Source organism: Acetobacter estunensis, assembly GCF_011516945.1.
GTDB lineage: Bacteria > Pseudomonadota > Alphaproteobacteria > Acetobacterales > Acetobacteraceae > Acetobacter > Acetobacter estunensis.
The window spans coordinates 1-24,427 of sequence record NZ_WOTH01000014.1 but is presented as its reverse complement, the minus strand read 5'-3'; the positions used below and the strand labels follow the sequence as shown (position 1 = coordinate 24,427).

At 60.7% G+C, this 24,427-nt stretch carries 16 protein-coding genes, 1 tRNA gene and 1 pseudogene; 11 read left to right on the top strand and 7 right to left on the bottom strand.

The window, feature by feature from the left end:
* Nucleotides 1-109: 109 nt before the first annotated feature.
* The 3 genes from GOB87_RS08475 to GOB87_RS08465 are packed head-to-tail and all read left to right on the top strand — an operon-like array spanning nucleotide 110 to nucleotide 3,384.
* Nucleotides 110-1,567, top strand: a complete 1,458-nt coding sequence (locus GOB87_RS08475; protein WP_166315168.1) for a S41 family peptidase — start codon at nucleotides 110-112, stop codon at nucleotides 1,565-1,567.
* Between the two features lie 4 nt (nucleotides 1,568-1,571).
* Nucleotides 1,572-2,864, top strand: coding sequence for a divergent polysaccharide deacetylase family protein (locus GOB87_RS08470; RefSeq protein WP_166315165.1), 1,293 nt, complete (start codon nucleotides 1,572-1,574; stop codon nucleotides 2,862-2,864).
* 25 nt (nucleotides 2,865-2,889) lie between these two features.
* Complete coding sequence (locus tag GOB87_RS08465) at nucleotides 2,890-3,384, top strand: RNA pyrophosphohydrolase (protein ID WP_166315162.1); 495 nt, start codon at nucleotides 2,890-2,892, stop codon at nucleotides 3,382-3,384.
* Here the strand turns inward: GOB87_RS08465 and GOB87_RS08460 are convergent, their stop codons facing one another.
* Nucleotides 3,385-7,587 (bottom strand): translocation/assembly module TamB domain-containing protein, encoded by a 4,203-nt coding sequence (locus tag GOB87_RS08460; RefSeq protein WP_166315159.1) that lies wholly within the window; start codon nucleotides 7,585-7,587, stop codon nucleotides 3,385-3,387. It abuts the gene before it with no gap.
* Entirely contained in the window at nucleotides 7,587-9,539 is a 1,953-nt protein-coding gene (locus GOB87_RS08455; protein ID WP_166315302.1) for an autotransporter assembly complex protein TamA, read from the bottom strand. Before GOB87_RS08455 ends, GOB87_RS08460 begins: the two co-directional genes overlap by 1 nt.
* A 276-nt stretch (nucleotides 9,540-9,815) precedes the next feature.
* Here GOB87_RS08455 and GOB87_RS08450 point away from each other — a divergent pair, with 276 nt between their 5' ends.
* The 5 genes from GOB87_RS08450 (at nucleotide 9,816) to GOB87_RS08430 (ending at nucleotide 15,142) form a co-directional block, all read left to right on the top strand.
* Nucleotides 9,816-10,901, top strand: a complete 1,086-nt coding sequence (locus GOB87_RS08450; protein WP_166315156.1) for a lysophospholipid acyltransferase family protein — start codon at nucleotides 9,816-9,818, stop codon at nucleotides 10,899-10,901.
* 273 nt (nucleotides 10,902-11,174) lie between these two features.
* Nucleotides 11,175-12,515 (top strand): tRNA (N6-isopentenyl adenosine(37)-C2)-methylthiotransferase MiaB, encoded by a 1,341-nt coding sequence (gene miaB, locus GOB87_RS08445; RefSeq protein WP_166315299.1) that lies wholly within the window; start codon nucleotides 11,175-11,177, stop codon nucleotides 12,513-12,515.
* Nucleotides 12,512-13,651: a PhoH family protein gene (locus GOB87_RS08440; protein WP_166315153.1), complete on the top strand. Its 1,140-nt coding sequence runs from the start codon at nucleotides 12,512-12,514 to the stop codon at nucleotides 13,649-13,651. Before miaB ends, GOB87_RS08440 begins: the two co-directional genes overlap by 4 nt.
* Nucleotides 13,652-13,733: 82 nt before the next feature.
* Complete coding sequence (gene ybeY / locus GOB87_RS08435; RefSeq protein ID WP_166315296.1) at nucleotides 13,734-14,219, top strand: rRNA maturation RNase YbeY; 486 nt, start codon at nucleotides 13,734-13,736, stop codon at nucleotides 14,217-14,219.
* Nucleotides 14,216-15,142 carry a hemolysin family protein gene (locus GOB87_RS08430; RefSeq protein ID WP_166315150.1) on the top strand — a complete coding sequence of 309 codons (927 nt, stop codon included), beginning with the start codon at nucleotides 14,216-14,218 and terminating at the stop codon, nucleotides 15,140-15,142. Before ybeY ends, GOB87_RS08430 begins: the two co-directional genes overlap by 4 nt.
* Nucleotides 15,143-15,202: 60 nt before the next feature.
* Here the strand turns inward: GOB87_RS08430 and GOB87_RS08425 are convergent, their stop codons facing one another.
* The 3 genes from GOB87_RS08425 to GOB87_RS08415 form a co-directional block, all read right to left on the bottom strand.
* Nucleotides 15,203-15,961 carry a DNA/RNA non-specific endonuclease gene (locus tag GOB87_RS08425; RefSeq protein WP_242006252.1) on the bottom strand — a complete coding sequence of 253 codons (759 nt, stop codon included), beginning with the start codon at nucleotides 15,959-15,961 and terminating at the stop codon, nucleotides 15,203-15,205.
* 113 nt (nucleotides 15,962-16,074) lie between these two features.
* Nucleotides 16,075-17,517, bottom strand: coding sequence for a type I glutamate--ammonia ligase (glnA, locus tag GOB87_RS08420; protein WP_166315294.1), 1,443 nt, complete (start codon nucleotides 17,515-17,517; stop codon nucleotides 16,075-16,077).
* 113 nt (nucleotides 17,518-17,630) lie between these two features.
* Nucleotides 17,631-17,969, bottom strand: a complete 339-nt coding sequence (locus GOB87_RS08415) for a P-II family nitrogen regulator (protein WP_166315144.1) — start codon at nucleotides 17,967-17,969, stop codon at nucleotides 17,631-17,633.
* 245 nt (nucleotides 17,970-18,214) lie between these two features.
* Here GOB87_RS08415 and GOB87_RS08410 point away from each other — a divergent pair, with 245 nt between their 5' ends.
* Nucleotides 18,215-19,450 carry an aminotransferase gene (locus GOB87_RS08410; RefSeq protein ID WP_242006251.1) on the top strand — a complete coding sequence of 412 codons (1,236 nt, stop codon included), beginning with the start codon at nucleotides 18,215-18,217 and terminating at the stop codon, nucleotides 19,448-19,450.
* A gap of 252 nt (nucleotides 19,451-19,702) precedes the next feature.
* Here the strand turns inward: GOB87_RS08410 and GOB87_RS16775 are convergent.
* Together GOB87_RS16775 and GOB87_RS08400 are read right to left on the bottom strand one after the other, a co-directional pair.
* A pseudogene (locus GOB87_RS16775) lies at nucleotides 19,703-19,996 on the bottom strand (tetratricopeptide repeat protein); the annotation flags it as partial.
* 258 nt (nucleotides 19,997-20,254) lie between these two features.
* Nucleotides 20,255-22,627 (bottom strand): TonB-dependent receptor, encoded by a 2,373-nt coding sequence (locus GOB87_RS08400; RefSeq protein WP_166315141.1) that lies wholly within the window; start codon nucleotides 22,625-22,627, stop codon nucleotides 20,255-20,257.
* A 213-nt stretch (nucleotides 22,628-22,840) separates the two neighbouring features.
* Here GOB87_RS08400 and GOB87_RS08395 point away from each other — a divergent pair.
* Together GOB87_RS08395 and GOB87_RS08390 are read left to right on the top strand one after the other, a co-directional pair.
* Nucleotides 22,841-22,916 (top strand) — tRNA-His (locus GOB87_RS08395).
* Nucleotides 22,917-23,191: 275 nt separating this feature from the next.
* Nucleotides 23,192-23,971, top strand: coding sequence for an AraC family transcriptional regulator (locus GOB87_RS08390; RefSeq protein ID WP_166315138.1), 780 nt, complete (start codon nucleotides 23,192-23,194; stop codon nucleotides 23,969-23,971).
* Nucleotides 23,972-24,427: the final 456 nt, after the last annotated feature.

Here is a 24,427-nt window from a genome sequence, read left to right as displayed (position 1 = left end):
TATCCGATTTGGTAAGACCTTGACCCGATCATGCGGTCTGACCGGAACGATTCGAGCTGAAAGAAGGACGGCTGGCTTGCTGCGAGGCCGGCGGAGGAGACCGCTTACAATGACGTTTCGCAACGCCCTGCTGTTCGGAGCCGCTTTCCTGTCGGGAATCATGGCGGCCCCGGGGGTTGTCTCGACAGTTGGCGCCACTGGCGTCCTCATCCCCGTCGCCCATGCCGAGGCGGCCCCCTCCACTCCCGCACAGGACAGTGGCAACCACGCCGAAACCTATCGCCTGCTGACACTCTTCGGCAGCATCTTCGATCTGGTCCGCGCCAACTATGTGGAGCCGGTCTCGGACCGCGAACTCATCACCAATGCGCTGAACGGCATGCTCAGCGGACTCGATCCGCACAGTTCCTACATGACCGAGAAGCAGTATGCGGACATGCAGGTGCAGACCTCCGGCAAGTTCGGCGGTCTGGGGCTGGAAGTGCAGGGTGAGGACGGGCATGTGCGCGTCGTCTCTCCCATTGACGGCACACCCGCGTGGAAGGCCGGCATCAAGCCTGGCGACTACATCGTGGCCATCGACGGGCACAACATCGACGGCAGTCCGCTCAATGACGCCGTCGAGAAGATGCGCGGCAAGCCCGACACCAAGATTACTCTGACGATCATTCGCGCCAAGACGACCAAGCCGATCATCGTCACGCTGACACGCGAAATCATCCGTATCGAAGCCGTGAAGGCCGAACTGTACGACAAGACCGGCTACATCCGGATTCCGCAGTTCACTGAGGACACGGCCGAAGAACTGCGCAAGGCCTATGCCGAACTCAAGCGCAAGGCGGGCGGCAAGCTGACCGGCGGACTGGTTCTCGATCTGCGTAACGATCCGGGGGGTCTGCTGACACAGGCCATCGACGTCTCGTCCTTCTTCATCCCCAGCGGTGAAATCGTCTCCACGCGGGCGCGTCACCCCAAGGACAGCCAGCGCTGGGACGCCAAGGGCACTGACGCCACGGACGGCCTGCCCATCGTGGTGCTCATCAACGGCGGTTCAGCGTCTGCCAGTGAGATCGTATCCGGCGCGTTGCAGGATCATCACCGCGCCGTGCTGATCGGCACCAAGAGCTTCGGCAAGGGCTCGGTGCAGACCATCATGCCCATTCCGGGGAACGGCGCCGTCCGCCTGACGACAGCGCGGTATTACACGCCCTCCGGCCGTTCCATTCAGGGACTGGGCATTGCACCGGACATCGTGGTCAAGGAAAGCCGTGAAGATCCGGTCTTCAGCATTCGTGAGGCGGATCTGTCCCACATCCTGAAGAATCAGGGGGGCAACCAGACCAAACCACCTGCACGCAACGACCTGCCCGCGCTCTCGGCCTCCATTCCGCATGAGCCGCCCGCAAACTGGCCGACCTTCGACATCACCAAGCCAGCAACTGACTTCCAGCTTCAGGAAGGTCTGCGCCTTGTGCGCAGCATGGCCGGAGTTCCCGCACCGGACCCGGTTGCCTCCCTGCCGCCGGCACCCACCACCACTCCTGCCAAGAACGAGGCCTCCCATTAACGACGTGTCTTCGCCCGACATGCACCAGCCGCCCACTGCTCCGGATATCCCGCCGGGGCTGTGGCGCCGACTGCCTCCTTCCGGTCGTCTGTTTGTTCGTTTCTGGGGTGGAGCGTCGCTGCTTGCCCTGTTGGGCGCGATCGGCCTTCAGGAATGGGCGGCGTTGCATCGTGACCGTCTGACGGTGGCGCCGCGCGCGCAACCTGCTGTCGCTCAGAACGCTGCCAGTAACGCGCCACCTCCTGCGCCACCGTCGGCTGCGACTCCCGAAAAAGCATCGTCCGCGCCTGCCGAGGCACCGGAAACACCTCCGGCATCGTCATTCAATGTCCCGCCCGGCACAATTCCTGTCGCTTTACCTCAGGCAAATATGCTGGAGCCCGTCGCCGGTGAACCGGGGCACAACCTTCCCAAACGCGGCCCCAACGGAGAATTGCCGCGCAAGGTCTATGCCGCGGCGGTGCCTGCCGTCCCGCCCGGCAATGCCCGTATTGCCATCCTGCTCGACGGCTTCGGGCTTTCCGACGATCTCTCACGCGAGGCCGTGCAGGATCTGCCGTCTTCCATCTCCTTTGCCATCCCTGCCTACGCACCGGCCAAGACATCGCTGTTCGATGGCGCGCATGAACTTGGACATGAGATTTTCCTCTCCCTGCCCATGCAGCCTTCCACCGCACCTCTGGACGATGAAGGCCCGAAAGCCCTCGGCTACGATCATTCTTCAAAAGCCGATCAGGACAATCTGAACTGGTCCCTGTCACGTTTCGATGGCTATGTTGGCGTGACGAACGCCTTCTCGGGGCTGGATGGGGATGCCTACGCGCAGTCACCTGACTTTTCCATGGTCGCCCAAACTCTCGACCAGCGCGGACTGCTCTACCTCAACGCCACACCGGGCGCCCAGCGCATCGGCCCCGTCATGGGGGGAGATGCGACACTGTCCATGGACACGAACGCCGACAGCACGGGAATCGACGGGCAGCTTGCTCATCTGGTGGAACTGGCAAAGAAAAACGGCACAGCCATCGCCATTGCCGGTCCGATGCGTCCGGTTCTTCTCCAGCGTCTGGAAGAATGGACCCACACACTGACCGGGCGTGACGTAACGCTTGTGCCGGTCAGTTCACTGTGCAACCGGACCTCCAACGGCGCCCTTTCCACGGAAGGGCATCCAGTTACGCCTGCAGGGCCAGTTCCGACTCCGGTGAAGGACACGTCTTCTCCACCTTCGCGCCACGGATCAGCCGTGACGGCTACCCCTCTTCCACCTCCTGATGCCCCGCCAGCATCGCCCTAAGCCCACATTGCGCAAGAAAACGAGCATGACAGATCCTGCTTCCCTTCCCTATCGCCGCAATGTCGGAGCCGTCATCCTCAACTCTGTGGGGGCCGTTTTCGTCGCCCGCCGCACCGATATGCCCGGTGCAGGCGGAGGCCCGGATGAAGGTGTATGGCAGTGCCCACAAGGCGGCATCGACGCGCATGAAGCCCCTGAGACCGCTGTCTTCCGTGAAGTCGAGGAAGAGACAGGCATGACATCTCTTACCCTGCTGGAAGAACGCCCGGACTGGCTGTCCTACGATCTTCCAGCCGACCTGATCGGCAAGGCGCTCAAAGGACGTTATCGGGGACAGACGCAGAAATGGTTCGCTCTGCGCTTTACAGGCGCTGAAACCGAAATCCGCCTCGATCTTCAGAAGCATCAGGAGTTCGATGCGTGGAAATGGGTGCCACTCGCGCAACTCCCCCTTCTAAACGTCGGCTTCAAGAAACCTGTCTATGAACAGATCGTGCGGGACTTCGCCCACCTCGTCTGATCAGTAGCTATACTGCCAGATCAGACCGACGCTGCTGCCCGGATCGTTCTCGGGCGTGGTGAAACCCGTCACGTTTCCGCCCGTTCCCACCGTCGTGTTCAGCTTGAGATGCTTGGTGAGGTCCACCTGCACCTGCGCCTGCGTGCCGCTGCCGGACGTTGCCTGCTTGGCGCCCACATACACGCCTTTCATCACGTATTTTCCAGCCTCGATGCTGGCACCGCCATTGCCCACGCCCGAGCCACCGCCAACCGCGAGACGATCAAGTCCCAGCGTCTTGCGTATCGTGCCCAGCGGATCGAAACCCGCGCCACCGGCCAGCGTGGCAAGCGCGGCACCAAGTTCGGCCTTCTGGGTGGTGGAAAGCGAATGCACATCCGTCCCGAAAAGCAGCATGGCCAGAATCTCGTCCTGTGGCAGGGATGGCACCGATGCGAACGTAATCTTCGGATCGCTGGCATAGCCGCCCACCTTCAGCATCGCGGTCTGCCCGTTGGCATTGCGCTCCGCCGTGAAATCGAGTGTCGGATCGAGCTTGTGACTCACGCCGGTACCATCGAAGCCGACATGCCCTTCGGTGAAGTTCAGCGTGATGCCGCCCAGACTGAACATTCCACGCCGCATGTTGAAGCCGCCGGTGATGGATGGCGTGGCCGCCGTGCCGCCGACATGCAGAAGGCCCGCCATTTCCGCGTCCAGTCCATGCCCGCGCACGAAGAACTCACCCGGTGACTTCACCTTCAGATCCAGACCGATCACACGTGTGGAGGTTGCCGCTTCCGGAGCCGGTGGCTTCTCACCCGGGCGCACCACGTTCAACGTCGCGACAGAACTGGGCATGGAGTTGGGGATGTTCACCTCCACCTTGGGAAGATCGATCCCGCCTGCCACATCCAGTCGTGTGTCCGCCTGCCCTTTCACCGTGATGTCCGCGTTCATGATGGCCGTCAGCAGATCGCTCGCCACCGGCTGCGCCTTGTCCGCCACGAGATGCAGATCGACCGGCATGCCGGGGCGGAACAGGCCCACATTGCCCGTCAGCCCCATCGTGCCTTTGCCCGCCTGCGCGGTGAAGGACTGGATGGTCAGGCTGTCGCCCTGCGCCAGCACCGTGGACTCGATATTGCCCAGATGAAACCCTTGCGCGAAATCCTGCACATCGCCCTTGTGCAACGTGATAGTCCCGGTGGCGGTGGGACGCGCCATCGTTCCCCGCACATTCATGTCGAAGGCAAGCTGCCCCAACGCCTGACGGCCGCTGGCCCCCAACATGCCGTTGGCCAGTGAGAGATCCACCTGCCCGCGTGTCTGCACCGCGATGGCTCCCGTGCTGGACGTGGGCACCGTGCCGCTGGCCTGCACAGTCGCCTTGCTACCCGCACTGGCGCGCGCATCGATACGAGCACTCGTTCCCCCCAGATCCGCCGTCGCGTCAATCTGAGCCGGGGGGAGCGCCGCCGCATCGCCTGTCAGCATTTTCAGCCCACGTCCGGTAAGCTGAACATGCCCTTTTGGAGCCGCGAGTGTGCCGGACAATTTCGCATCGCCCGACACCGTACCTGCCGCACGGAGCGTCGGCGCAAACGGCTTTGCCAACGCAGGTGTTACATTCCTCAGCGACACCGTGAGCGCCAGCGCGGGCTTGATGGTTCCTGCCGCGTCGATGGAGGCCACTGGCACGCCCGGCGGCGCCACCGTGGCCCGCAGATGATCCACGCCCATCGTTTTGCCCCAAGAGGCCGTGACAGGTGCCTGCAGTCGTACATCCTCACCGCGCGCGGTGGCGGCAAGTCGCGTTACGCGCACTTTCTGGCCCGGAATGTCCGCTACAGCCGCGAGATCGAGCATCCCCGGCGCGCCATACAGTTCAGAAAAACGGGCCTGCGCCTGTGTTGCCAACGCGGTCTGCGGCCCCTTCACGGTCGCGCGCAGACTGCCCGCAATGGAAGGCGCGGCCACACGGTCGAGCGTGAGCGCCAGATCGGCGCTGGGTGAACCTTCCGGATCGAGCACCGAGCCTGTCAGCTTGAGCGCGCCCACACGGTAGGGGGAGACGGCCACATCCCCGCTGACATTGATCGTGGCCTTCACGGGTGCCGTGCCATTGGCCGCCGTCGTGCCCAATTCCGCCACAAGCGCGCCACTGATGGGCTGACCGATCAGGTTCTTCAGATCCGCCAGCCGTTTGATCCGAAGATCAATATTGCCGAGCGGGATCTTGCGGCCAGCGGGAAGATCGAGTTTTCCGGCCCCCTGCGCGCTGTTCCAGTCGAGCTTCGCGATCTCGACGTGTCGATTGCCGTCCTTGTCCTGCGCCGCCGAAACATCCAGCGTGAGCGGCGCGCGGTCGAGCTTGCCGCTGGCCGTCAGATGCGCCTGTGGGGCGGACGGCACATGCTGCGCGTCCAGATCGAGGGTGAGCGGCCCTTTGGGCATTGTGGCCGTGCCGAAATCGCTGGTCAGATGCGCCTTAGCGGCCAGATCGTCCGTCGGACCGGACGCCGTGAGATCCAGCGCCGCCGTGCCGCGCAAACTGGGGAGTGCTGCCGCCAGATCGGTCAGGTTCAGCGTGGCCTTCGTATCGTCCAGAGTCGTCTTGCCATCTTTCGCGACCGCGTGCGCTCCCGCCACAAGATGCAGGGTGCGCCCATCGAGCGTGAAACTGTCGAGCCGAATGTCCTGTGCCTGCCCGGACGCTGCATCGCCCGTCTTGCGCAAAGTCGCATGCGCCGCGAGCTTTCCGTCTTTGCCAATCAGCCCCACGGCCTGCGCCAGACCGCCCAACACCGCGATATTGCCCGAAAGGGCGGCCGTTGTCGTATCGCCCTTGGCATCCGGCAACGCGAAATCCGCCGCAAGATCGGCATGCCCACTCAGTTTTTGCCCACCCACGGCCGCCAGCGGCGCCAGATCCGGCAGATTCAGCTTCGCATTGCCCTTCACAGCAGGAAGTGTGTCCGCATTGGCATCGAGTTGAACCAGTGGATGAGAGAGATTCACCACAACAGGCCGTGTTGGCGCATGCGGAGCGTAAGTGGCATCGAGTTTCAGCGGGGCGGCCGCCAGAAGCGTCGGGCTTCCACCCGGAATACGCACCCCATCCGCCACCGCCGCAAGATGCAGCCGATCTTGCGGAACACCATTATCCGTGCCGTCAAAATTCGCGTCCAGCGTGCCGATCTGCGCTCCACCGGCCACCAGTTGCCGCACCGTGAGCTTGCCCGTGCCGGCAGGCGCGGTCCACGCTCCGGTCAGATGCGTGGCAAGTGCAATGGACGCCCAGCTTACGCTGTTGCTCAACGTCATCGCAGGCGCATTCACGGCAGCCGTTACATCCGCTGTGCTGGCCAGAAGATCGAGCTTGCCATTGATGGTGCCGGTGATCGCCCCAGCTGCCGCTTTCAGATCCAGCGCCGCCGCGCTTGTCGGCCCCTTGAGATGTAGATCGAGCGTCACCGGGGCCAGTTCCGGCATGTGGCTCAGACTGGCGACAATGCCGTCCACGCCATCCTGCACAGACAGATCCAGCGCCAGCGCCCGACTGTCGGTTGTTGCCGCGACTTTCAGCGCGCCTGTTGCGTCCAGCCGTTTGAGGTCGATCAGCACATCCGCGCGCGGCAACTTCTGAAACGAAAGGCCATTCAGCAGCGCGTCCAATTCCGGCACGCTGGCATGACCTTCCAGCGCGAACACGGCGGGCAGACCCGCCAGCGATGCGCCCACCTCGATCCGGCGTGCGTTCACATGGCGAAGGTCGATGGCCAAGCCGGTTTTGGTGGGGCCGCTGGAAGTGGTTTTTTTCGTGCTGTCCGACACAGGCAGACGTGGAATGGCCAGCCTGTCGAAGTTCAGCGCATCAACCCGCACGGTTTTCCCCACCATGCGCAGTGGTGACCAGTCGAGCGTCAGATTCTCCAGCGTCAACCAGGTGCCTTTGGTGTCGCGCAACTCAATGCGGGCTATGTGCAGCGCGTCCGGAAAACGCCCTGACAGGCCGTTGACCACCACTGTATTGCCCGTGAGCGACGCGACCTGCCGCTCAATGAAATGTCGGCCGGGATCGACATTGGCCCCCACCAGCACCACGCCCAGCGTGAGCGCCACAAGACCCGCGACACCACCCGCTGCAAAGCCGACGCCTCTGGCGATACGGCGCGGCAGAGAGCGACGGGGCTTAGGAGCATCCGGCGTTGTAGCGGCCATCAGAATGTTTCTCCCAGACCGATATAGAGTTCCCATTTGTCGCCACGTGGGGGACGGTTGAGCGGCACGGCCACATCGACGCGCACCGGGCCTATGGGAGTGAAATACCGCGCCCCCGCGCCCGCGCCGACACGCACGGTTCCGGTGAATGGCGCGCTGCCCGAACCGACCTGCCCCGCATCGACGAACGTGGCCATGCCCCAGTTCTTGAAGAAACGCTGCCGGAACTCCACTGTCCCCGCGTCTAGCGAGGTGCCGCCGATAGCGTATTTGCTGTGGGGAAACTGCGGCCCCACCCCCTGATAACGATAACCGCGAATGGTCGCCGTGCCGCCGCCATACAACCGCTGGTCGGGCGGAATGTCATAAGTGGACGCGCCCTGCACGCTGCCGACAATGCCACGGAACGCGAAAACACTGCGTCCCGGCGCGGAAATACCAAGATTGGCCAGATCGAAATACGTCGAAGCATTGGCCTGCAACAGCGCAAAAAAGGTCGTGCCATGATCGAAAGAAGCCGACGGCGTGCCGCTGAGAGACACACGCACGCCATGGGTCGCGGGAGCCAATGGCGAAGGTACATCCGTACTGTCATAGTTCAGGCTGATGGGTGCGAACACCAGCGTATAGGAGCGCGTCACCCCGAACTGGTCGATCTTTTCCTGCTCACCAGCCAGTCCATAGGACATGTTCCATCGACGACTGAGCTGCCGCACGATGCCCGCACGCGCGATCAGAGCGGTCTGTCGGTAGGAATAGAAAAGCTGGCGGATGCCTTCCAGCCGGAAGCTGGCGTTCTGGTGTCGTCCGGGGAAATCGGGTTTGAAGAGATCGGCATATACGTCATAGCCCAATCCTTGCTGCGCCGTGCCGCCAACGCCGGTAATCAGCGCTGTCAGCTTCAACCGCTCGGCATTGCCGAACAGGTTGTGATGCGTCCATGTCCCACCCACACGACCGCCAAGATCCGTGGAATAGCCCACTTCCGCGCCAACCGTGTGACGCTTGGCTTCCTTGAAGGTGAAGGTCAGCGGCATGGAGCCATCGGGGGCGAGCTTGTCGGGGCTTTTCGCGCCCACATTGGAAAAAATGCCCAGTGAAGCCAGATCCTGACGCGCCGCCTCGATTTTGGAGGGCTGATAAAGCTGCCCCGAACTCACCGTCATCCGTCTGCGCACGAAACGCGGATTGGTGTAGTCCAGTCCCGTCAGACCGATCGGTCCGATATCGGCCTTCGGCCCGATCGTGATGGGATAAAGCAGATCCAGCGTGTGTGTCGTGGGACGCAGAAAGGCCGTGGGAATATCCACTTTCGCCAGTGGGTGGCCCTCTTCCTGGAGGGCATTATCAAGATTGTTTCCCGCCGCCAGCACATCGGACGCTACTGCCGGCGCACCGGTTTTCAGACCGAATGCCTGCTGCTGTGGAGGTGTCAGCACAACGGGCGTCTTGTGATCGGCCGCGACTGTCTGCACCGCGCCAAGTTTATAAAGCGGGCCGGTCTTTGCCTTGATGGCAATCGTCAGTGTTTCACTGGTGGGCAATGAGGCCAGCCAGAGCGGCAGGCCGATGTCCTGTCCGTCCATGGACGCCTGCACCGACGTACTCGCCCCTTTCGGACGAGACACCGTGATCGTGACCTGTCCATCGTAATAGCCGAAGCTTTCCAGCGCAGTGGTCAAACGCGCGTAGTCGTTGCGGATTCGACCCGCCAGCGCAAACGGACCGACAGCGTGCGTCTTTTGCAGCGAGAGCAGGTCGGAAGATGAGGTCAGCGCGGCATCGAGATCGCTGTTGCCCGTGGGATCAATCTTTGTCGTGTAGGGCAGACCGGCCGGAGACACCACACCCTTGGGGTCTGCGCCCCCCTTGCCGGATGTGGAAGAGGAGTCGGCCCCCAGCACCGGTTGTCCCGCCGCCACGAGCACAGCCAGAACCCGCACCGATTGCATGGCGGCTCCGCGCAATGAACGTGCTGGCGCCATTCGGGAAATGACAGCCCGTGCCTCCCGTTCCGCAACCATCCGATTCACCCGCAAGAAGACAACAGGCTCTTCCATCCGCCTCTTAATGAACACATCCGCTCTTCGGCGCGACCCCTGAATGTCGGGTTCTGGTCATGATATATGTCGATTTTTTGTTTCGCTTCTCCACATTGTCCGCTTTTGTTGTTTGAGGCTATGAAACAGCCATGTTTCCGTCATCCTCATCCCTCCATGGAGAAGCGTATGTGCGCGGCCAGTAGCCACACGGCCGCCCAGCCGTTTCTCAAGAGACGCATACCGCCTTTCCGCGTCGATGCCCGCGAACTCGACCGGGCCGACGCCCTGGAGCGCAAACAGGCCGCCCAAAGTCGCGGCCGTCGCCTGCGTGCGGCTCTCAGACTGAGTGCGATCGCCGTCTGGGTTCCTCTCTCGGTGGGATTCGAAGCCGTTCTGCTGCTCGTGCCGGGCACTGCCAAGATCCGCTGGACCCGCGTGATCTGGGGTGTCCTGTGCCGCTGCCTGTCGCTGAAGATCAACACCATCGGCCGCCGCGCCGGTGGCTTTGGTGGAAAGCGTGCCCGCGCGAAGGGCGAACGCCCGGTGATCTACATCTCCAACCACTCAAGCTGGCTCGACGTGCCGGTGCTGGGCACCATCCTGCCTTCTGTTTTCGTGGCCAAAGGCGACATCGAAAATTGGCCGGTCATGGGGCTCATTTCCAAGATCGGTCGCACCATATTTGTCAGCCGACAGCGCAATTCCACAGGCCGCGAGCGTGACGAGATGATCTCGCGGCTGGCCGAAGGCGACAATCTGGTACTGTTCCCGGAAGGCACCTCGTCCGACGGCTCGCGCGTGCTGCCCTTCATGTCCGCCTTCTTCGCCATTGCCAAGCCGCCGCGTCTGCGGGGCGTAGACCCGTCCGAAATGGGTGAGACCTTCCCTTCGGGAATGACGCCGCTGATCCAGCCCGTCTCGCTGGTCTATGACCGTATCGACGGTCTGCCCATCGGCAGGGCGCGTCGTCCTGTCTTTGCGTGGTATGGTGACATGGATCTTGGACCCCATGTGTGGCAACTCGCCCAATGGCGTTCCCTGCGCGCGTCCGTGCTGCTGCATCCACCGCTCGATCCGGAAGATTTCCCGAGTCGGAAGGCGCTGGCACAGGCTACATGGCGCGCCGTCACCCAAGGTGCGGCGCAACTGCGCCAGAACGACGTCCCGGATGCGCCCCAATGGGAGGCGCGCCTGAGGGGACCATCCGAAGAATCACGGAAACGTGAGGATGCCTCCGATACACTTGACAAAAGCCGTCCATCCTTTGCCTGATGAGGTTATCGGAGGTCGCACATGACCGCTGAGCCACTACAGACAGAGGAGAGGCGCCGCCATGCCCGCACCCCACTCCTGTCCACCCGGTTTTATCGGTGTTGCGGGCACGCGCTCTTGACCCGCACGCCATCTGTCGGGATTCCTCCGTCCCGTCGCCCGGAATGGTCCGGCGGCGTGCCGGAACGAGCCTGACCCTTGACGACCGATTTCGCCCCGACAACCGCCCCCTCTCCTCTGCCGGACGCCAAGGCGTCGCCCCGTGGCTTGCACATGATCACGTGGGGCTGCCAGATGAACGTCTATGACAGCGCCCGCATGACCGACGTTCTGCGTCCGTTGGGCTACACGCCCGTGGCGGATCCGGCAGCGGCCGAAATGATCATTCTCAACACCTGCCACATCCGCGACCGGGCAGCGGAAAAGGTGTTTTCGGAACTGGGGCGTCTGCGACTCATCAAGGACGAGCGCGAGGCACAGGGACGCAAGACAGTCCTCGCTGTGGCGGGATGCGTGGCGCAGGCCGAGGGTGAGCAGATTCTCAAGCGCGCACCTTACGTGGATATCGTGCTCGGGCCGCAGACCTATCACCGCCTGCCGGAGATGGTGGCCAAGGCCGCACGCGCCGGTGGCTCCGTCATTGAGACGGATTTCCCCGCAGAGCAGAAATTCGACTTCCTGCCCGAAGCGGAAGCACCGCAGACCGTTGAAAACGTCACAGCCTTCCTCACCGTGCAGGAAGGTTGTGACAAGTTCTGCTCTTTCTGCGTCGTGCCCTACACACGCGGCGCGGAGGCCAGCCGTCCCGTGGCCTCCGTGCTGGCGGAAGCGCGACGGATCGTGGCCAGTGGCGTGCGGGAATTGACGTTGCTCGGTCAGAACGTGAACGCTTATCACGGCGAAGGACCGGACGGCGGCACATGGGCGCTCGCCCAACTGGCTTACGCGTTAGCGGAGATTCCGGGTCTGGAACGCATCCGCTACACCACCTCCCACCCGCGCGACATGGGCGACGATCTGATTGCCGCCCACCACGATCTGCCCGCCCTGATGCCGTTTCTGCATCTGCCCGTGCAATCCGGTTCGGACAGCATTCTCCGCGCCATGAACCGGGGACATACGGCCGATGACTACCGCCGGCTGGTGGACCGCCTGCGGACCGCACGTCCCGACCTCGCCCTTTCCTCGGATTTCATTATCGGACATCCGGGCGAAACGGATGCGGATTTCGAAGCGACCATGCAACTGATCCGCGATGTCGGATTCGCGCAGGCGTTCTCCTTCAAATATTCCATTCGCCCCGGCACCCCGGCGGCGGGTGCGCCGTTGCAGGTGAAAGAGGCCCTCAAGGATGAGCGCCTCTATGCCCTGCAGGCGCTGCTGCGCGAGCAGCAGGACGCATTCAACGATTCCGTCATAGGCGATGTGGCTCCCGTGCTGTTCACGGGACATGGCCGCAAGCCCGGCCAGATGGTCGGACGGTCTCCGTGGCTTCAGCCGGTCCATGTCGATGGACCGGCCGATCTGGTTGGCACGATCCGTCCTGTGCTGATCACACAACGACTCAGCAATTCGCTGGTCGGCAATCTTGTCGAGGAGTGTGTGCCCGCTTGACCCAGCCCAACGCATCCCCAACCTCGCACGCCCACCGGGGCGCCTCTCACCTCTCCGGCAAGGACACGTCGAAAACGACGACCCTCCAGTTCGGAGACAACGCCCTGCTGGCGCAACTGGTCGGGGATCGCGACCGACATCTGCGCCACATGGAAGAGGCGTTGGGGATAAAACTGGCCTGCCGGGGCAATCGGATCGCCATCACGGGACAACCGGGGCGCACCGCCCTCGCCCACTCCGCGCTCACAACGCTGTACCGCAAGCTCGAACGCGGAACCGCTATCGACACCGCCGAAATCGACGCCGCCATCCGCCTGTCCGACATCCACGCCGCCTTGCGTGAGCAGGCGCCTGCGGAGGCTCCTGCCGTGACCGAAACGCCCCCGCGCTCCCATGGCCCACGCCTGCTTATCAACGACCTCCCCGCCATCCGCACACGGCGCGGCGCGATCGAACCGCGCTCTCCCGGTCAGGCCGCCTATATGGAGATGCTGGCCCGCAACGAGATGGTCTTTGGCGTAGGTCCGGCCGGTACGGGCAAGACCTATCTGGCGGTGGCGCAGGCCGTCGCCATGCTCCAGTCCGGACAGGTGGATCGTATCGTCCTCTCCCGCCCCGCCGTGGAGGCCGGTGAGCGTCTGGGCTTTCTGCCCGGCGACATGAAGGACAAGATCGATCCTTATCTGCGCCCCCTGTATGATGCCCTGCATGACATGATGCCCGGAGAACAGGTCACGCGCCGCATGGCCACCGGTGACATCGAAGTCGCACCCCTCGCTTTCATGCGGGGACGTACGCTGGCCCACGCCTATGTCATTCTCGATGAAGCGCAGAACACCACGCCCGCGCAGATGAAGATGTTCCTCACCCGCATGGGCAATGGCACCCGCATGGTCGTGACGGGTGATCTGAGCCAGGTGGACCTGCCATCAGGCACCACCTCCGGGCTGCGTGACGCGCTGGAAACACTCGAAGGTGTGCAGGGCATCGCGGTCAATCGTTTTGACGCCAACGACGTGGTGCGGCACAGGCTGGTCGCCCGCATTGTCGAGGCGTATGATGACAGGAAGACGGCGGAACGGGAGTCCTCCCACAACAGCAGGTTCCGCCGGGAGAACAATGGAACCGCCCAGTAGCCGCACCCGCGCCGAGAGCGCCGGGGCCGATCCCGACCCTTCCCACGGAAACGGGTCTTTTTTCTCCCCCTTCGACTGGGGGATGCATCATGTGGACAGCAGCGATGATCCCGAGATCATCGTCGAGGACAGAAGGTGGCGGGGTGTCGTCCCCGCCGTCGAGCGTCTGGTCCGCCGTGCCTGCGCCGCGAGTCTGCGCGGACGCACCCCGGGAGGGGCGCCGCTCGCTCCACCTGAAAGCATCGTGCTGTCTTCGGACCGGGTGGTGAAGCGGCTCAACGACCGCCATCGCGGGCGTAACAAACCCACCAATGTGCTGACATTCGAGCCGCCCGCCCCCGGTCTTCCGGGCGGCGAGATCATACTCGCCTTCGAGACGGTGTGCAGGGAAGCTCAGGCCGCCCGCAAACCGGTGGCCGAGCATCTGGCCCATCTTATCGCCCATGGCATCCTGCATCTGGGCGGACACGATCATCATCAGGCCGGGGAAGCCCGCCGCATGGAAATGGAAGAGACGCGCGTTCTCGCAACGCTCGGCGTCCCCAACCCTTGGAAGCCGCGCATATGAGCACCACAGAGCAGAATGTCTCCACCTCTGGCGACGAGTCTTCCAATGGGCGTCACAAGCGCGGTCTTTTTTCGTTTCTGGGCCGCAAGCGCGAGCAGCAGGGCGTCCGTCACTCCATCGCGGCTCTCGTGCAGGAAGCTGCCGAGGCCGGCGACAACGGCGATGAAGCGCCCGAACTGGACCGGCAGGAACGCGCGCTGATCGCCAACATCCTGCGCCTGCGCGAAACGAGCGCTGACGACGTGATGGTGCCACGCGCCGACATCGTGGCCATGCCGGCCGATATCAGCCGCGATGACGCACTGGCCATGATGCGCCGCGAAAACCACTCCCGCATGCCGGTCTATCGCGGACAACTCGATGACATCATCGGCATGATCCATGTGAAGGATCTGATCGCCTATGTCGGCACGAGCGAGGCCTTCAGCCTCGATCCGCTGCTGCGTCAGCCGCTCATGATCGCCCCGCAGATGCCGGTCCTCGATCTGCTTCTGATGATGCGCCAGCGGCATATGCATCTTGCGCTCGTGATCGACGAATATGGCGGGATCGACGGGCTGGTGACCATTGAGGACCTGATCGAGACCATCGTGGGCGATATCTCCGACGAACATGATGAGCCTGAGGCTGACATGATCGTGGAGCGGCCCGATGGCTCCTTCGATGTGGACGCCCGCTGTCCGGTCGAAGTGTTCGAGGAGAAGATCGGCCCGATCCTGACGGAAGCCGAACGCGAAGCCGAGATCGAGACGATCGGTGGATTGGTGTTCCGACTGGCCGGGCATGTGCCGACACGCGGTGAAGTGCTGACGCATGAAAGCGGCTTTGTGTTCCGGGTTCTGGACGCAGATGCGCGACATATCCGCAAGGTGCGCGTGCGCAAACCGGCGGTGGAAGCAGAAGAAGGCAAGAAGGAGGAGTAAACCTCTCTTTCTTACCTCCTACCTTCGCAGAAGTTGAATGTCTTCATCACGCCGTCCGGTCTAATCCTTGTGACGGGTAATCGAACTCAATAACTTGCGTTCCAGTTGCGCCATCCGTTTCCTGTTCTCTGCCGGAACCCCGGGAAAAGGATCGATGCCCGTTACCCGCGACAAAGACTCCAGCCCCACGGCATTGCACACAAATGGCTTGATGTTTTTGCACACGATGACCGCCACAGCGTGTCGTGAGGGCACATACACCGCCTTCCACAATGAAGACGGCACGCGCACATGATCGGCCCCTATCCGTCCCATGCCTTCGCGAAACGCTGGTCCTGTCACGACATGCACCTCTCCTGCCTGTCTCGCCAGTTGCCGCACATTGATCTCGATATGGCTCCACGCTCCTTCGTTCAGCCGGGTCGCCTGCGGAACAATGTTGGAAAGCGCAAACGTCTCCTCGCGTGAAGCGCGAGTGGGCGCGTCTCCTGAAGGTGTGAGATGCCCCCGCGACCAGCCTGAACGTTTGTAATCGTAGGGCTCCGAGCGCTGTTCGACCGGCAGGCGCAAATCCTCATGAAACTGGCCACGTCCATGCAGGTGCTCTGCCTGAGCGATGCTCACAGCCGTCAGATGCTCAGCGCTCCAAAGCGCCTCATGATCGGCCGGGGCATATCCGACGGCGAAAATTTGAGAGCACAATTCCACCACTGGCATGGTGGACGACGGCGGCACGCCTCCCGCAAAATGTTCCGGACAGGCTGCGTGAACCGAAAGCGGAAAAAGAACAGCAAGAAGAGCAAACACGCGCATTGTCATGAAGGAAGGATGTGCCCGCATCCTGACCCAACCGTAAACACGGCTCCCCCTCAAACGAAGAAACGCGACCCGAGGGCCGCGTTTCCACATAGTCCGTTTTGCAAAAAGCGAAATCAGACGGAGTAGTACATCTCGAACTCGACCGGGTGCGGCGTGTGCTCAAAACGATACACATCCTTCCACTTCAGTTCGATATAGCTCTCGATCTGGTCCTTGGTGAACACGTTGCCCGCAAGCAGGAACTCGTGATCGGCCGCAAGGGATTCGAGAGCTTCGCGCAGGGAGCCCGCAACCGTCGGGATCTGCTTCAGTTCTTCCGGCGGCAGGTCATACAGATCCTTGTCCATGGCATCGCCCGGGTGGATCTTGTTCTTGATGCCGTCCAGACCCGCCATCAGCATGGCCGAGAACGCCAGATAGGGATTGGCGGTCGGATCGGGGAAGCGGACCTCGACGCGCTTGGCCTTGGGGCTCGTCGCATACGGGATACGACACGAAGCCGAACGGTTACGGGCCGAATAGGCCAGCAGCACAGGAGCCTCAAAGCCCGGGATCAGACGCTTGTAGGAGTTGGTGGACGGGTTCGTGAAAGCGTTCAGAGCCTTCGCGTGCTTGATGATGCCACCGATATAATACAGCGCCGTGTCGGACAGATCGGCATAGCCATTGCCAGCGAAGGTCGGCTTGCCGCCCTTCCAGATGGACTGATGGACATGCATGCCCGATCCGTTGTCGCCAAAGATCGGCTTCGGCATGAAAGTAGCCGACTTGCCGTAGGACACGGCCACGTTGTGGACGCAGTACTTGTAGATCTGCATGAAGTCGGCCGAACGCACCAGCGTGTCGAACTTCGTGCCAAGCTCGTGCTGGGACTGCGCCACCTCATGATGGTGCTTCTCGATGGGCAGACCCATCTCGCCCATGGTCGTCAGCATCTCGGCGCGCAGGTCGCTCTCGCTGTCCACCGGCGCACAGGGGAAGTAACCACCCTTTACAGCTGGACGATGACCGAGATTGCCTTCCGGATAGGCCTTCAGGGATGCATCAGGTCCTTCGATGCTGTCGAGCTGGTACTTGCCATAGTTGGGGCCGGTGCCGAACTGGACGTTGTCGAAAACGAAGAACTCGGCCTCGGGACCGAAGAACGCCGTATCGCCCAGACCGGTGGACTGGAGATACTGCTCGGCGCGCTTGGCGGTCGAACGCGGATCACGGTTGTAGAGCTGGCCGGTGGCCGGATCGACGATGTCACAGATCAGGATAAGCTGCGGCTTGGCCGAGAACGGGTCCATGACGGCGCTGGATGCGTCCGGCATGAGCACCATGTCGCTCTCGTTGATGGCCTTCCAGCCCGGAATCGAGGAACCGTCGAACATGAAACCTTCGGTGAAGGTGTCTTCCTCAATGGTCGTGATGTACTGCGTCGTGTGGTGCCAGGTGCCACGCGGATCCGTGAAACGCAGGTCCACCATTTCCACGGAGTTCTCGTTGATAAGCTCGAAAACCCGAGCAATAGCCTCCGAAGCGCTCTTCGCACCCGTTTCTTTCTTGGCCATGTCGTCCTTGCCTGAATTATGGATGTCGCGACGCGACACCCCGGTTGACACCATCCATCACTGGGACACTCCCGCAAGGAAGCGTCACAATGAAAAACCTGTGGGGCACAGTCTCAGATCGCTTCCTCTCCACGCTCGCCAGTGCGGATGCGGATTGCGTCATCGACAGGAATAATGAAGATCTTGCCATCCCCGATTCGCCCCGTACGGGCGGCAGCACTGATAGCTTCGACCGCGCGCTCGGCCAGATCGTCCGGGCACACCACCTCGATCTTCATCTTGGGGAGAAAGTCCACGATGTATTCTGCGCCGCGATAAAGCTCGGTATGGCCTTTCTGGCGCCCGAATCCCTTCGCCTCAATCACCGTTATTCCCTGAAGGCCGAGTTCGTGAAGCGCGTCCTTCACTTCGTCGAGCTTGAACGGCTTGATGATGGCCTCGATCTTCTTCATGTCCGCGTCGTCACACCAACTCGATTGCATGAGGCGCGCGCAGCACGCCGGGAACGTCCGGATCGAATGGCAGGAGCCTTCAACGGACCCGGCGCATTTCGATCCGTCAGCAGGTTCGCACGGCTTGGCTTTCGGGGCAATCGGGTTGACACCGAAATAATTCCCTCCCCCTTCCCCACCAAAGGGAAACGATTGACGGAAAGACCGGGCGGACGCTTATGTAGCGTGCTGTATTCCGCGATCTCATGTCTGCCGACCGGAAGATGCAGCCCCTTCATCATTCTGCGCCGGAAACCGCCGTGAAGACGCTCAATTCCCAGCTTTCCTCACTGCCCACGACCATCTTCACCGTCATGTCCGCCCTGGCCTCCGAACATGGCGCCATCAATCTCGGACAGGGCTTTCCCGACACCGAAGGACCACGGCATCTGGCCGAAGTGGCCGCCGCCAGCCTCCTTGACGGGCGCAACCAGTATGCGCCCCTCACCGGCCTGCCTGAACTGCGCGAAGCGGTGACACGCTCCAACAGCCGGTTCCACGGCCTCATCATCGATGCCGCGCGCGAAGTTGTGGTGACATCCGGCGCCACGGAGGCACTGGCCGCCTGCTTAGCCGCCCTGCTCCAGCCCGGTGACGAAGTTGTGGTCATCGAACCGGCCTATGACACCTATCTGCCCATCATCCGGCTGCTCGGCGCCGTGCCCCGGCTGGTGCGTCTCACGCCGCCCGAATGGAGCCTGCCCCGCGAGGAACTGGCCGCCGCCTTCGGTCCGAAGACCAAAGCCATCGTGCTGAACTCTCCGATGAACCCCACCGGCAAGGTGTTTACGCGGGAAGAGCTGGACTTCATCGCAGGTCTGGTTGCGCAGCATGACACCTACGCCATCTGTGATGAGGTGTATGAACACCTGACATTCGGCGCGCCGCATATTCCGCTCATGACCCTGCCGAACATGCGCGACCGCTGCCTCCGCATCGGAAGTGCGGGCAAAAGCTTCTCCATGACTGGCTGGAAGGTGGGCTACATCACCGCATCAGCCCCCCTCGCCTCTGTCGTCGCCAAGGCGCATCAAAACCTGACTTTCGCCACGCCCCCCAATCTCCAGCGCGCGGTCGCCGCAGGGCTTGAGCAGGACACGTCCTATTTCACAATGCTTGCCGACGACATGCGGCTGCGTCGCGATATTCTGGCGAGCGGTCTGCGTGAGATCGGCTTTGACGTGCTGCCGTGTCACGGCACCTATTTTCTCACTGCTGACATCAGTAGACTCGGCTCCATCGTGCAGCCGGGTGAGGACGATATCGCGTGGTGCAAGCGCATGACACAGGAAGCGGGCGTCGCCCTGATCCCCGTTTCAGCGTTCTACGACGCCGCTGGTGGTCCGCCACCCCGCAACCTCGTCCGTTTCGCTTTCTGCAAGAAACCCGACATCCTTGAGCAGGCCGTGACACGGTTGAGAGACCGCATCGCGCGGGGATAACGCCTCTCGGGCATTATCCTCCAGTACGACACGGGGAATGTGCATCGCCCCAAGCCGTTCTTCTGTTCTGGCAAGCAGTGCTGCATCGCCCTGTTCGCCAAGCCGAAGCAAGTGCCCACGCATGGCCAGAAGAATGTCGGACGTGGCTTCTTCAACCGCTTTGCGCCACCATTCCAGAGCGTCTTCTCTTTTTTCCTGATCGAGGAGTACGGTGGCGTAGTTGTGCTGCCCCCGGTAATCGCTGCCCTCGGCTGAACGGCGATACCACTCAATGGCCATCTCGCGATTACGCTGAGTATGCCAACCCTCTTCCGTGAACCGCCCAACAAGGTTCATGGATTTTGCGTGCCCATTGTCCGCAGCATGACGAAACAGAGAGAGTGCGGCTTTCAGATCCGCCTGCATCCCGATGCCCCGCATGGTCAGAATGCCGAGGTTGTAAATCCCCCACATATCGCCCGCCTGTCCGGCGGCTTCGTAGTAACGCGCCGCTTCCTGCAAGTCCTTGTCACAGCCCCAGCCGAATTGGAAACACCGGCCCACCATATTCAGAGCGGGTCCATAGCCGCGCAGCGCCGCAATATCGTACCACTGCTTCGCGCGCGCCGGCTCCGGTGGACCGCAGGCTTCACTCATCAGAATGTCGCCCCATTGCACCTGAGCCGCGACGTCTCCGTCCCAGGCTCGCTTGCGGATTGCCATCATAAAATCCGGCAGGGACGCGGAAGATATCCTTTTGCTAATTCGCCATCGTTTCATGTGCGATCGCCTGAACAGTCATGCCATGACCTTTCATCTGCCGTATCAGTAAGACGCCGCCACGTTGAAAAGGAACGAGCGTCCGATCGACGGCGTAACGCGATTGGTGAACAGGTTACTGTAATTCAGCCTGTTGGCGAGGTTGTAGCCATTCATGGCCAGCCGCCAGTTCTTGCCAATAGTGTGCGAAACCATCGCATCGAACGTCACATTCGCCGGAACTCTGGCGGTATTGGCAGCGTCCAGCCACACGCGCTCGCGCCATGTGATGCCACCACCGAACGTCACGTTATGCTCGGTGTCCCGACCGATCGTGTATGTCGTCCAGAGTGTTGCCGAATTTTTTGGAACATATTGAATCCGCTTACCCACATCCGCAGCCGTGAGGGAACCCGTGGTACGGCTGTCATAAAAGGCGTACGTGCCGATCACACTCCAGTTGCGTGTGATGTTTCCAGACGCACTGAGTTCCAACCCCTGATTGCGCTGTTTGTCCGAAGACGCGGACACATCTCCCGTACTTGGATCCGTAATGGTGGAATTATTCTTTTCCAGACGGAACAGAGCGGCCGTAAATCCCATACGTCCCTGAAAAGCATTGTACTTCGCACCAATTTCATACAACCGACTACGCTCGGGCGCATAATGCGAATTTGCCTGGTACGGCGTATTGCTGTTGGTCACATACAAACTGGTCGGCGTAGTGGATTCAGCCCAGTTGAAATAGACCATCAGGTCATCATTGGGCGTATACATCAGGCTCACGTTCGGATTGACCGTCGTCTGGGACTGATTGATGTGGGTATCAGGTGTAGAAGACACACCGCCGGTTGCCGCGTACGAACTGTACCAATGATCCAGTCGGAATCCGGCGTTGATGGAAAACCATTTCACCAATTGCACACGATCCGAGAGAAAAAAGCCGATATCTGTCGCGGCACCGTCCTTGTAACATTTTCTGCCCACTCCATCGGGAAGGTTGGCGAGATTTTGAGGCGCCTGATTGCAGTTTAAACGCTGCAGACCTGCAACCGTCGCGGACGGATTGAGCAGGCTCGTTCCCGTTCGGGTCTGGTTATAGACATAACTTTTCCGATGATCCTCGACATGCTCGATATCGAATCCGGAAATAATCTCATGATGAATCTTGCCTGTATTGACCTCAGCCGTTGCAGAAAACACATCCTGAAAGGACCAGTCACTCTGACGATAGGGATTAGGACCGCCAAGACCGCCATTTCGAGTGGTCGTTGCGGCTATTGCATCTCCAGAGAAGAAATCGTTTGTACAGGCCGTGCCGCAAGTTGACTGCGACGCCGAGTAATAACGGTGATAAATACCGCCCCGAGTGTCGTTGTACAGCGTTATCCACGGCGCGACTTTTGCCGTTAAACGACCGCTGAGCATATCCGTGCTGGCATTATCCTGATCAAACGTCGTGCCATACCAGTTTTTCCGGTTCACGCCGTATTCCGTAATGGGCTTTCCAACGGAAGACCCCGGCTTGGTGACCACCGACACACCATAATCAGGGATACGATTATCATTTTGATGGAAATATTCGACAGTATAAGAAATTTTCTTGTTCAGACCGAACGTGATCGACGGGGCAATACCCCAACGATGCGAATAGATGTAATCGCGCCCATTGACATTGTTTTCATTGCCCATTGCGGTCAGGCGCGCCGCTGTCGTTTCGTTGATCTGCTGATTAATATCGAGAGTGCCGCGATAATACTGCGCCGAGCCACCAGAGAAATTCGCCTGATAAGATGATCCGGCATGCGGCGTCTTGGTCACGATATTGATGGCACCACCGGTCGTGCCATTACCGAACACTTCTGAAGACGGCCCTTTGATGACGGACACATGATCGTAATTGAAGCTGTCACGGGAATAGACACCGAAATCACGCAGACCGTTTTCATAAATATCGTTCTGTGCCTGAAATCCACGGATCAGGAACTGATCCCCTGACATACCTCCCTCACCCTCACCCACCGATGCCGTAATACCGGGAACATTTCGCAATGCCTCATCAAGAGACTTCACATTCTGCTGTTCCATCAGAAGCTGCGGCACAACATTGATGGACTGGGGCGTGTGCATGACATCATGAGGTATTCGAGCAAGGCCGACGGACTCATGCAGGATGTTCATCCGACTGCCGGTCACAACCACATGTGTCGAGCCGGGAGACGTATCAGTGCCCGGAACCGTCTCATCATGTGCGTGCGTGCCCTTTGAGTGAGCCGCCTTGCTGGAGACTTTCTTGGGAGCAACAGGCACATCTCGCGGGTCCGTGGCATCCTCGCCCACGGCCGCTTCTGCCGGCATCCATACTCCCGAACACGAAAGCGCAAGACCCGCAAAAAGCGGCACCAGATGAACCCGACCATCCCGAGAGGAAACGCTCATTGCCCCATTTCTTTCATGACATGAAAAAACTGTGTCAAACCATTTATTGCGAATTATTCTCAATTTCATTTCCTGTCAAGATCTCGACTTCACCCTTTTTCCACTGACCGTTCACTACGCTGGAGACGCTCCAGAACAGAAAAAATCATCCCTCCGATGCAGATCGGTGTTGACGTGTCGGTAGCTTTATTTTAGGTGTGCGCTCGCTGTGTGGCGGACGTAGCTCAGTTGGTAGAGCGCCGGTTTGTGGTACCGGTTGTCGCGGGTTCAATCCCCGTCGTTCGCCCCAGCATTTTCCCTAAAATCAAGACACTGAGTGTTCAGATAGAGCGCACAAATCCAAAGCGCGTCATGCCTTTGTTTTTGGCCATCTGATTTTATTTTCAATAAAATTAGATGGTTAGATTCAAGAAAAAATTAGTCTCAATATCCTGACCACAAAGTTCGTATGATAATCCTGTGGCTAACAGGGGATTATCATATGGGGCGTGCGCCTGTGTTCATGGATCTGACGGCAAACGTCAGTCGAGCATTCGAGAGTTCGTCCAACGCGATCATCGCGTCATGAAGCGCACAGCGGACCTTCCCCCTCAGCCACCGCCCATCGTGGGTTTCGAAGATTGCTACATCGGCGGTTTTGTGGACGGGTTCCACACGCATGACCGAGCGCAATTGTCGATATTTCTGGCGGGCAGTGTGACGGTTAACACGCTGGATGGCAGTTTCGTGCTCCGCCCCGGTCAAGGCATGTGGATTCCCGCCAATACCCTTCATCAGGTGAACTGCCGCACCGACCTGATGTTTCAGGTCGTCTATGTCGATTCCTGTCTCTCGGGCACCGACCTGCCCTTCAAGATGTTTGAGGCTTCCACCCTGATCCGAGGTCTTATAGACGAAATCATCGCCATGCGGTTCGAGTTCACCATGGACGAGCGCATGTCGGCCATCGCCCGGCTTCTGGTCGATGAAATCGGACGCGCACCCCGAATCGCGAATCGTCTGCTTTTCCCATCAGATTCCCGACTGCGCCGCGTGTGCGAAGCCATTACTCTTCAACCGGGGGATTGCCACGATATTGATTATTGGGCGCGTGAAGCCGGTATGGCGCGGCGCACCTTCACCCGCCTCTTTCAACAGGAAATGGGGATGGGTTTTGCAGCGTGGCGTCGCAGGGTGCGGGTGATCGAAGCGGCGTCACGCATCGCGGCGGGCCAGCCGATCGCACAGGTTGCATTCGATCTCGGTTATGACAATGCCAGCAGCTTCAGCACCATGTTCCATCGAACCTTCGGGGTCGCGCCCCGGACGCTGCGCTTAAATTCATCGTCCACATCACACACATAGATACGGGCTCGTCACGCCGCGATCCGCGTTGTGGCCTCATTGCTTCCCCCAAACACATAAAAAACACCCACATCACTGACCGCACAATTGGACCGTCTGCATCCCGAGATTAGGCGATCAGGCGGAATCCGCTTGCGTTTGGGCCAAGACGAAACTCGTCACTTGAAGGGGCTTTCGAACGCAGTTACGGACGCAACTCATTCTCATTATCACTCTCAACGCCAAACCCTGCTCCTCCTGCAAGCAGAAGCCGGCATCGAAATGAGTTAGGTATGCAGCGCAGCAGGATTATGTACGCGGTTCTTTTCTCTCTCGCCCTGAACGACACGGCCCGCGCAGCCGACCTAAAGGGTGTTATGTACTTTCTGGCGTGAGTGTTGCAGAACAGATTGATGAATACTGCACGCAAACCATATCCGTCTGATATCAGCGACGAAGAATGGTCTCTGATTGTTC

Bases quoted from the DNA above. Each gene is read 5' to 3' on its own strand.
- GOB87_RS08475 (WP_166315168.1), top strand. From the start codon at position 110: ATGACGTTTCGCAACGCCCTGCTGTTCGGAGCCGCTTTCCTGTCGGGA.
- GOB87_RS08465 (WP_166315162.1), top strand. From the start codon at position 2,890: ATGACAGATCCTGCTTCCCTTCCCTATCGCCGCAATGTCGGAGCCGTC.
- GOB87_RS08460 (WP_166315159.1), bottom strand. From the start codon at position 7,587: ATGGCCGCTACAACGCCGGATGCTCCTAAGCCCCGTCGCTCTCTGCCG.
- GOB87_RS08455 (WP_166315302.1), bottom strand. From the start codon at position 9,539: ATGCAATCGGTGCGGGTTCTGGCTGTGCTCGTGGCGGCGGGACAACCG.
- GOB87_RS08450 (WP_166315156.1), top strand. From the start codon at position 9,816: ATGTGCGCGGCCAGTAGCCACACGGCCGCCCAGCCGTTTCTCAAGAGA.
- miaB (WP_166315299.1), top strand. From the start codon at position 11,175: ATGATCACGTGGGGCTGCCAGATGAACGTCTATGACAGCGCCCGCATG.
- ybeY (WP_166315296.1), top strand. From the start codon at position 13,734: ATGCATCATGTGGACAGCAGCGATGATCCCGAGATCATCGTCGAGGAC.
- GOB87_RS08430 (WP_166315150.1), top strand. From the start codon at position 14,216: ATGAGCACCACAGAGCAGAATGTCTCCACCTCTGGCGACGAGTCTTCC.
- GOB87_RS08425 (WP_242006252.1), bottom strand. From the start codon at position 15,961: ATGACAATGCGCGTGTTTGCTCTTCTTGCTGTTCTTTTTCCGCTTTCG.
- glnA (WP_166315294.1), bottom strand. From the start codon at position 17,517: ATGGCCAAGAAAGAAACGGGTGCGAAGAGCGCTTCGGAGGCTATTGCT.
- GOB87_RS08415 (WP_166315144.1), bottom strand. From the start codon at position 17,969: ATGAAGAAGATCGAGGCCATCATCAAGCCGTTCAAGCTCGACGAAGTG.
- GOB87_RS08410 (WP_242006251.1), top strand. From the start codon at position 18,215: ATGTCTGCCGACCGGAAGATGCAGCCCCTTCATCATTCTGCGCCGGAA.
- GOB87_RS08400 (WP_166315141.1), bottom strand. From the start codon at position 22,627: ATGAGCGTTTCCTCTCGGGATGGTCGGGTTCATCTGGTGCCGCTTTTT.
- GOB87_RS08390 (WP_166315138.1), top strand. From the start codon at position 23,192: ATGAAGCGCACAGCGGACCTTCCCCCTCAGCCACCGCCCATCGTGGGT.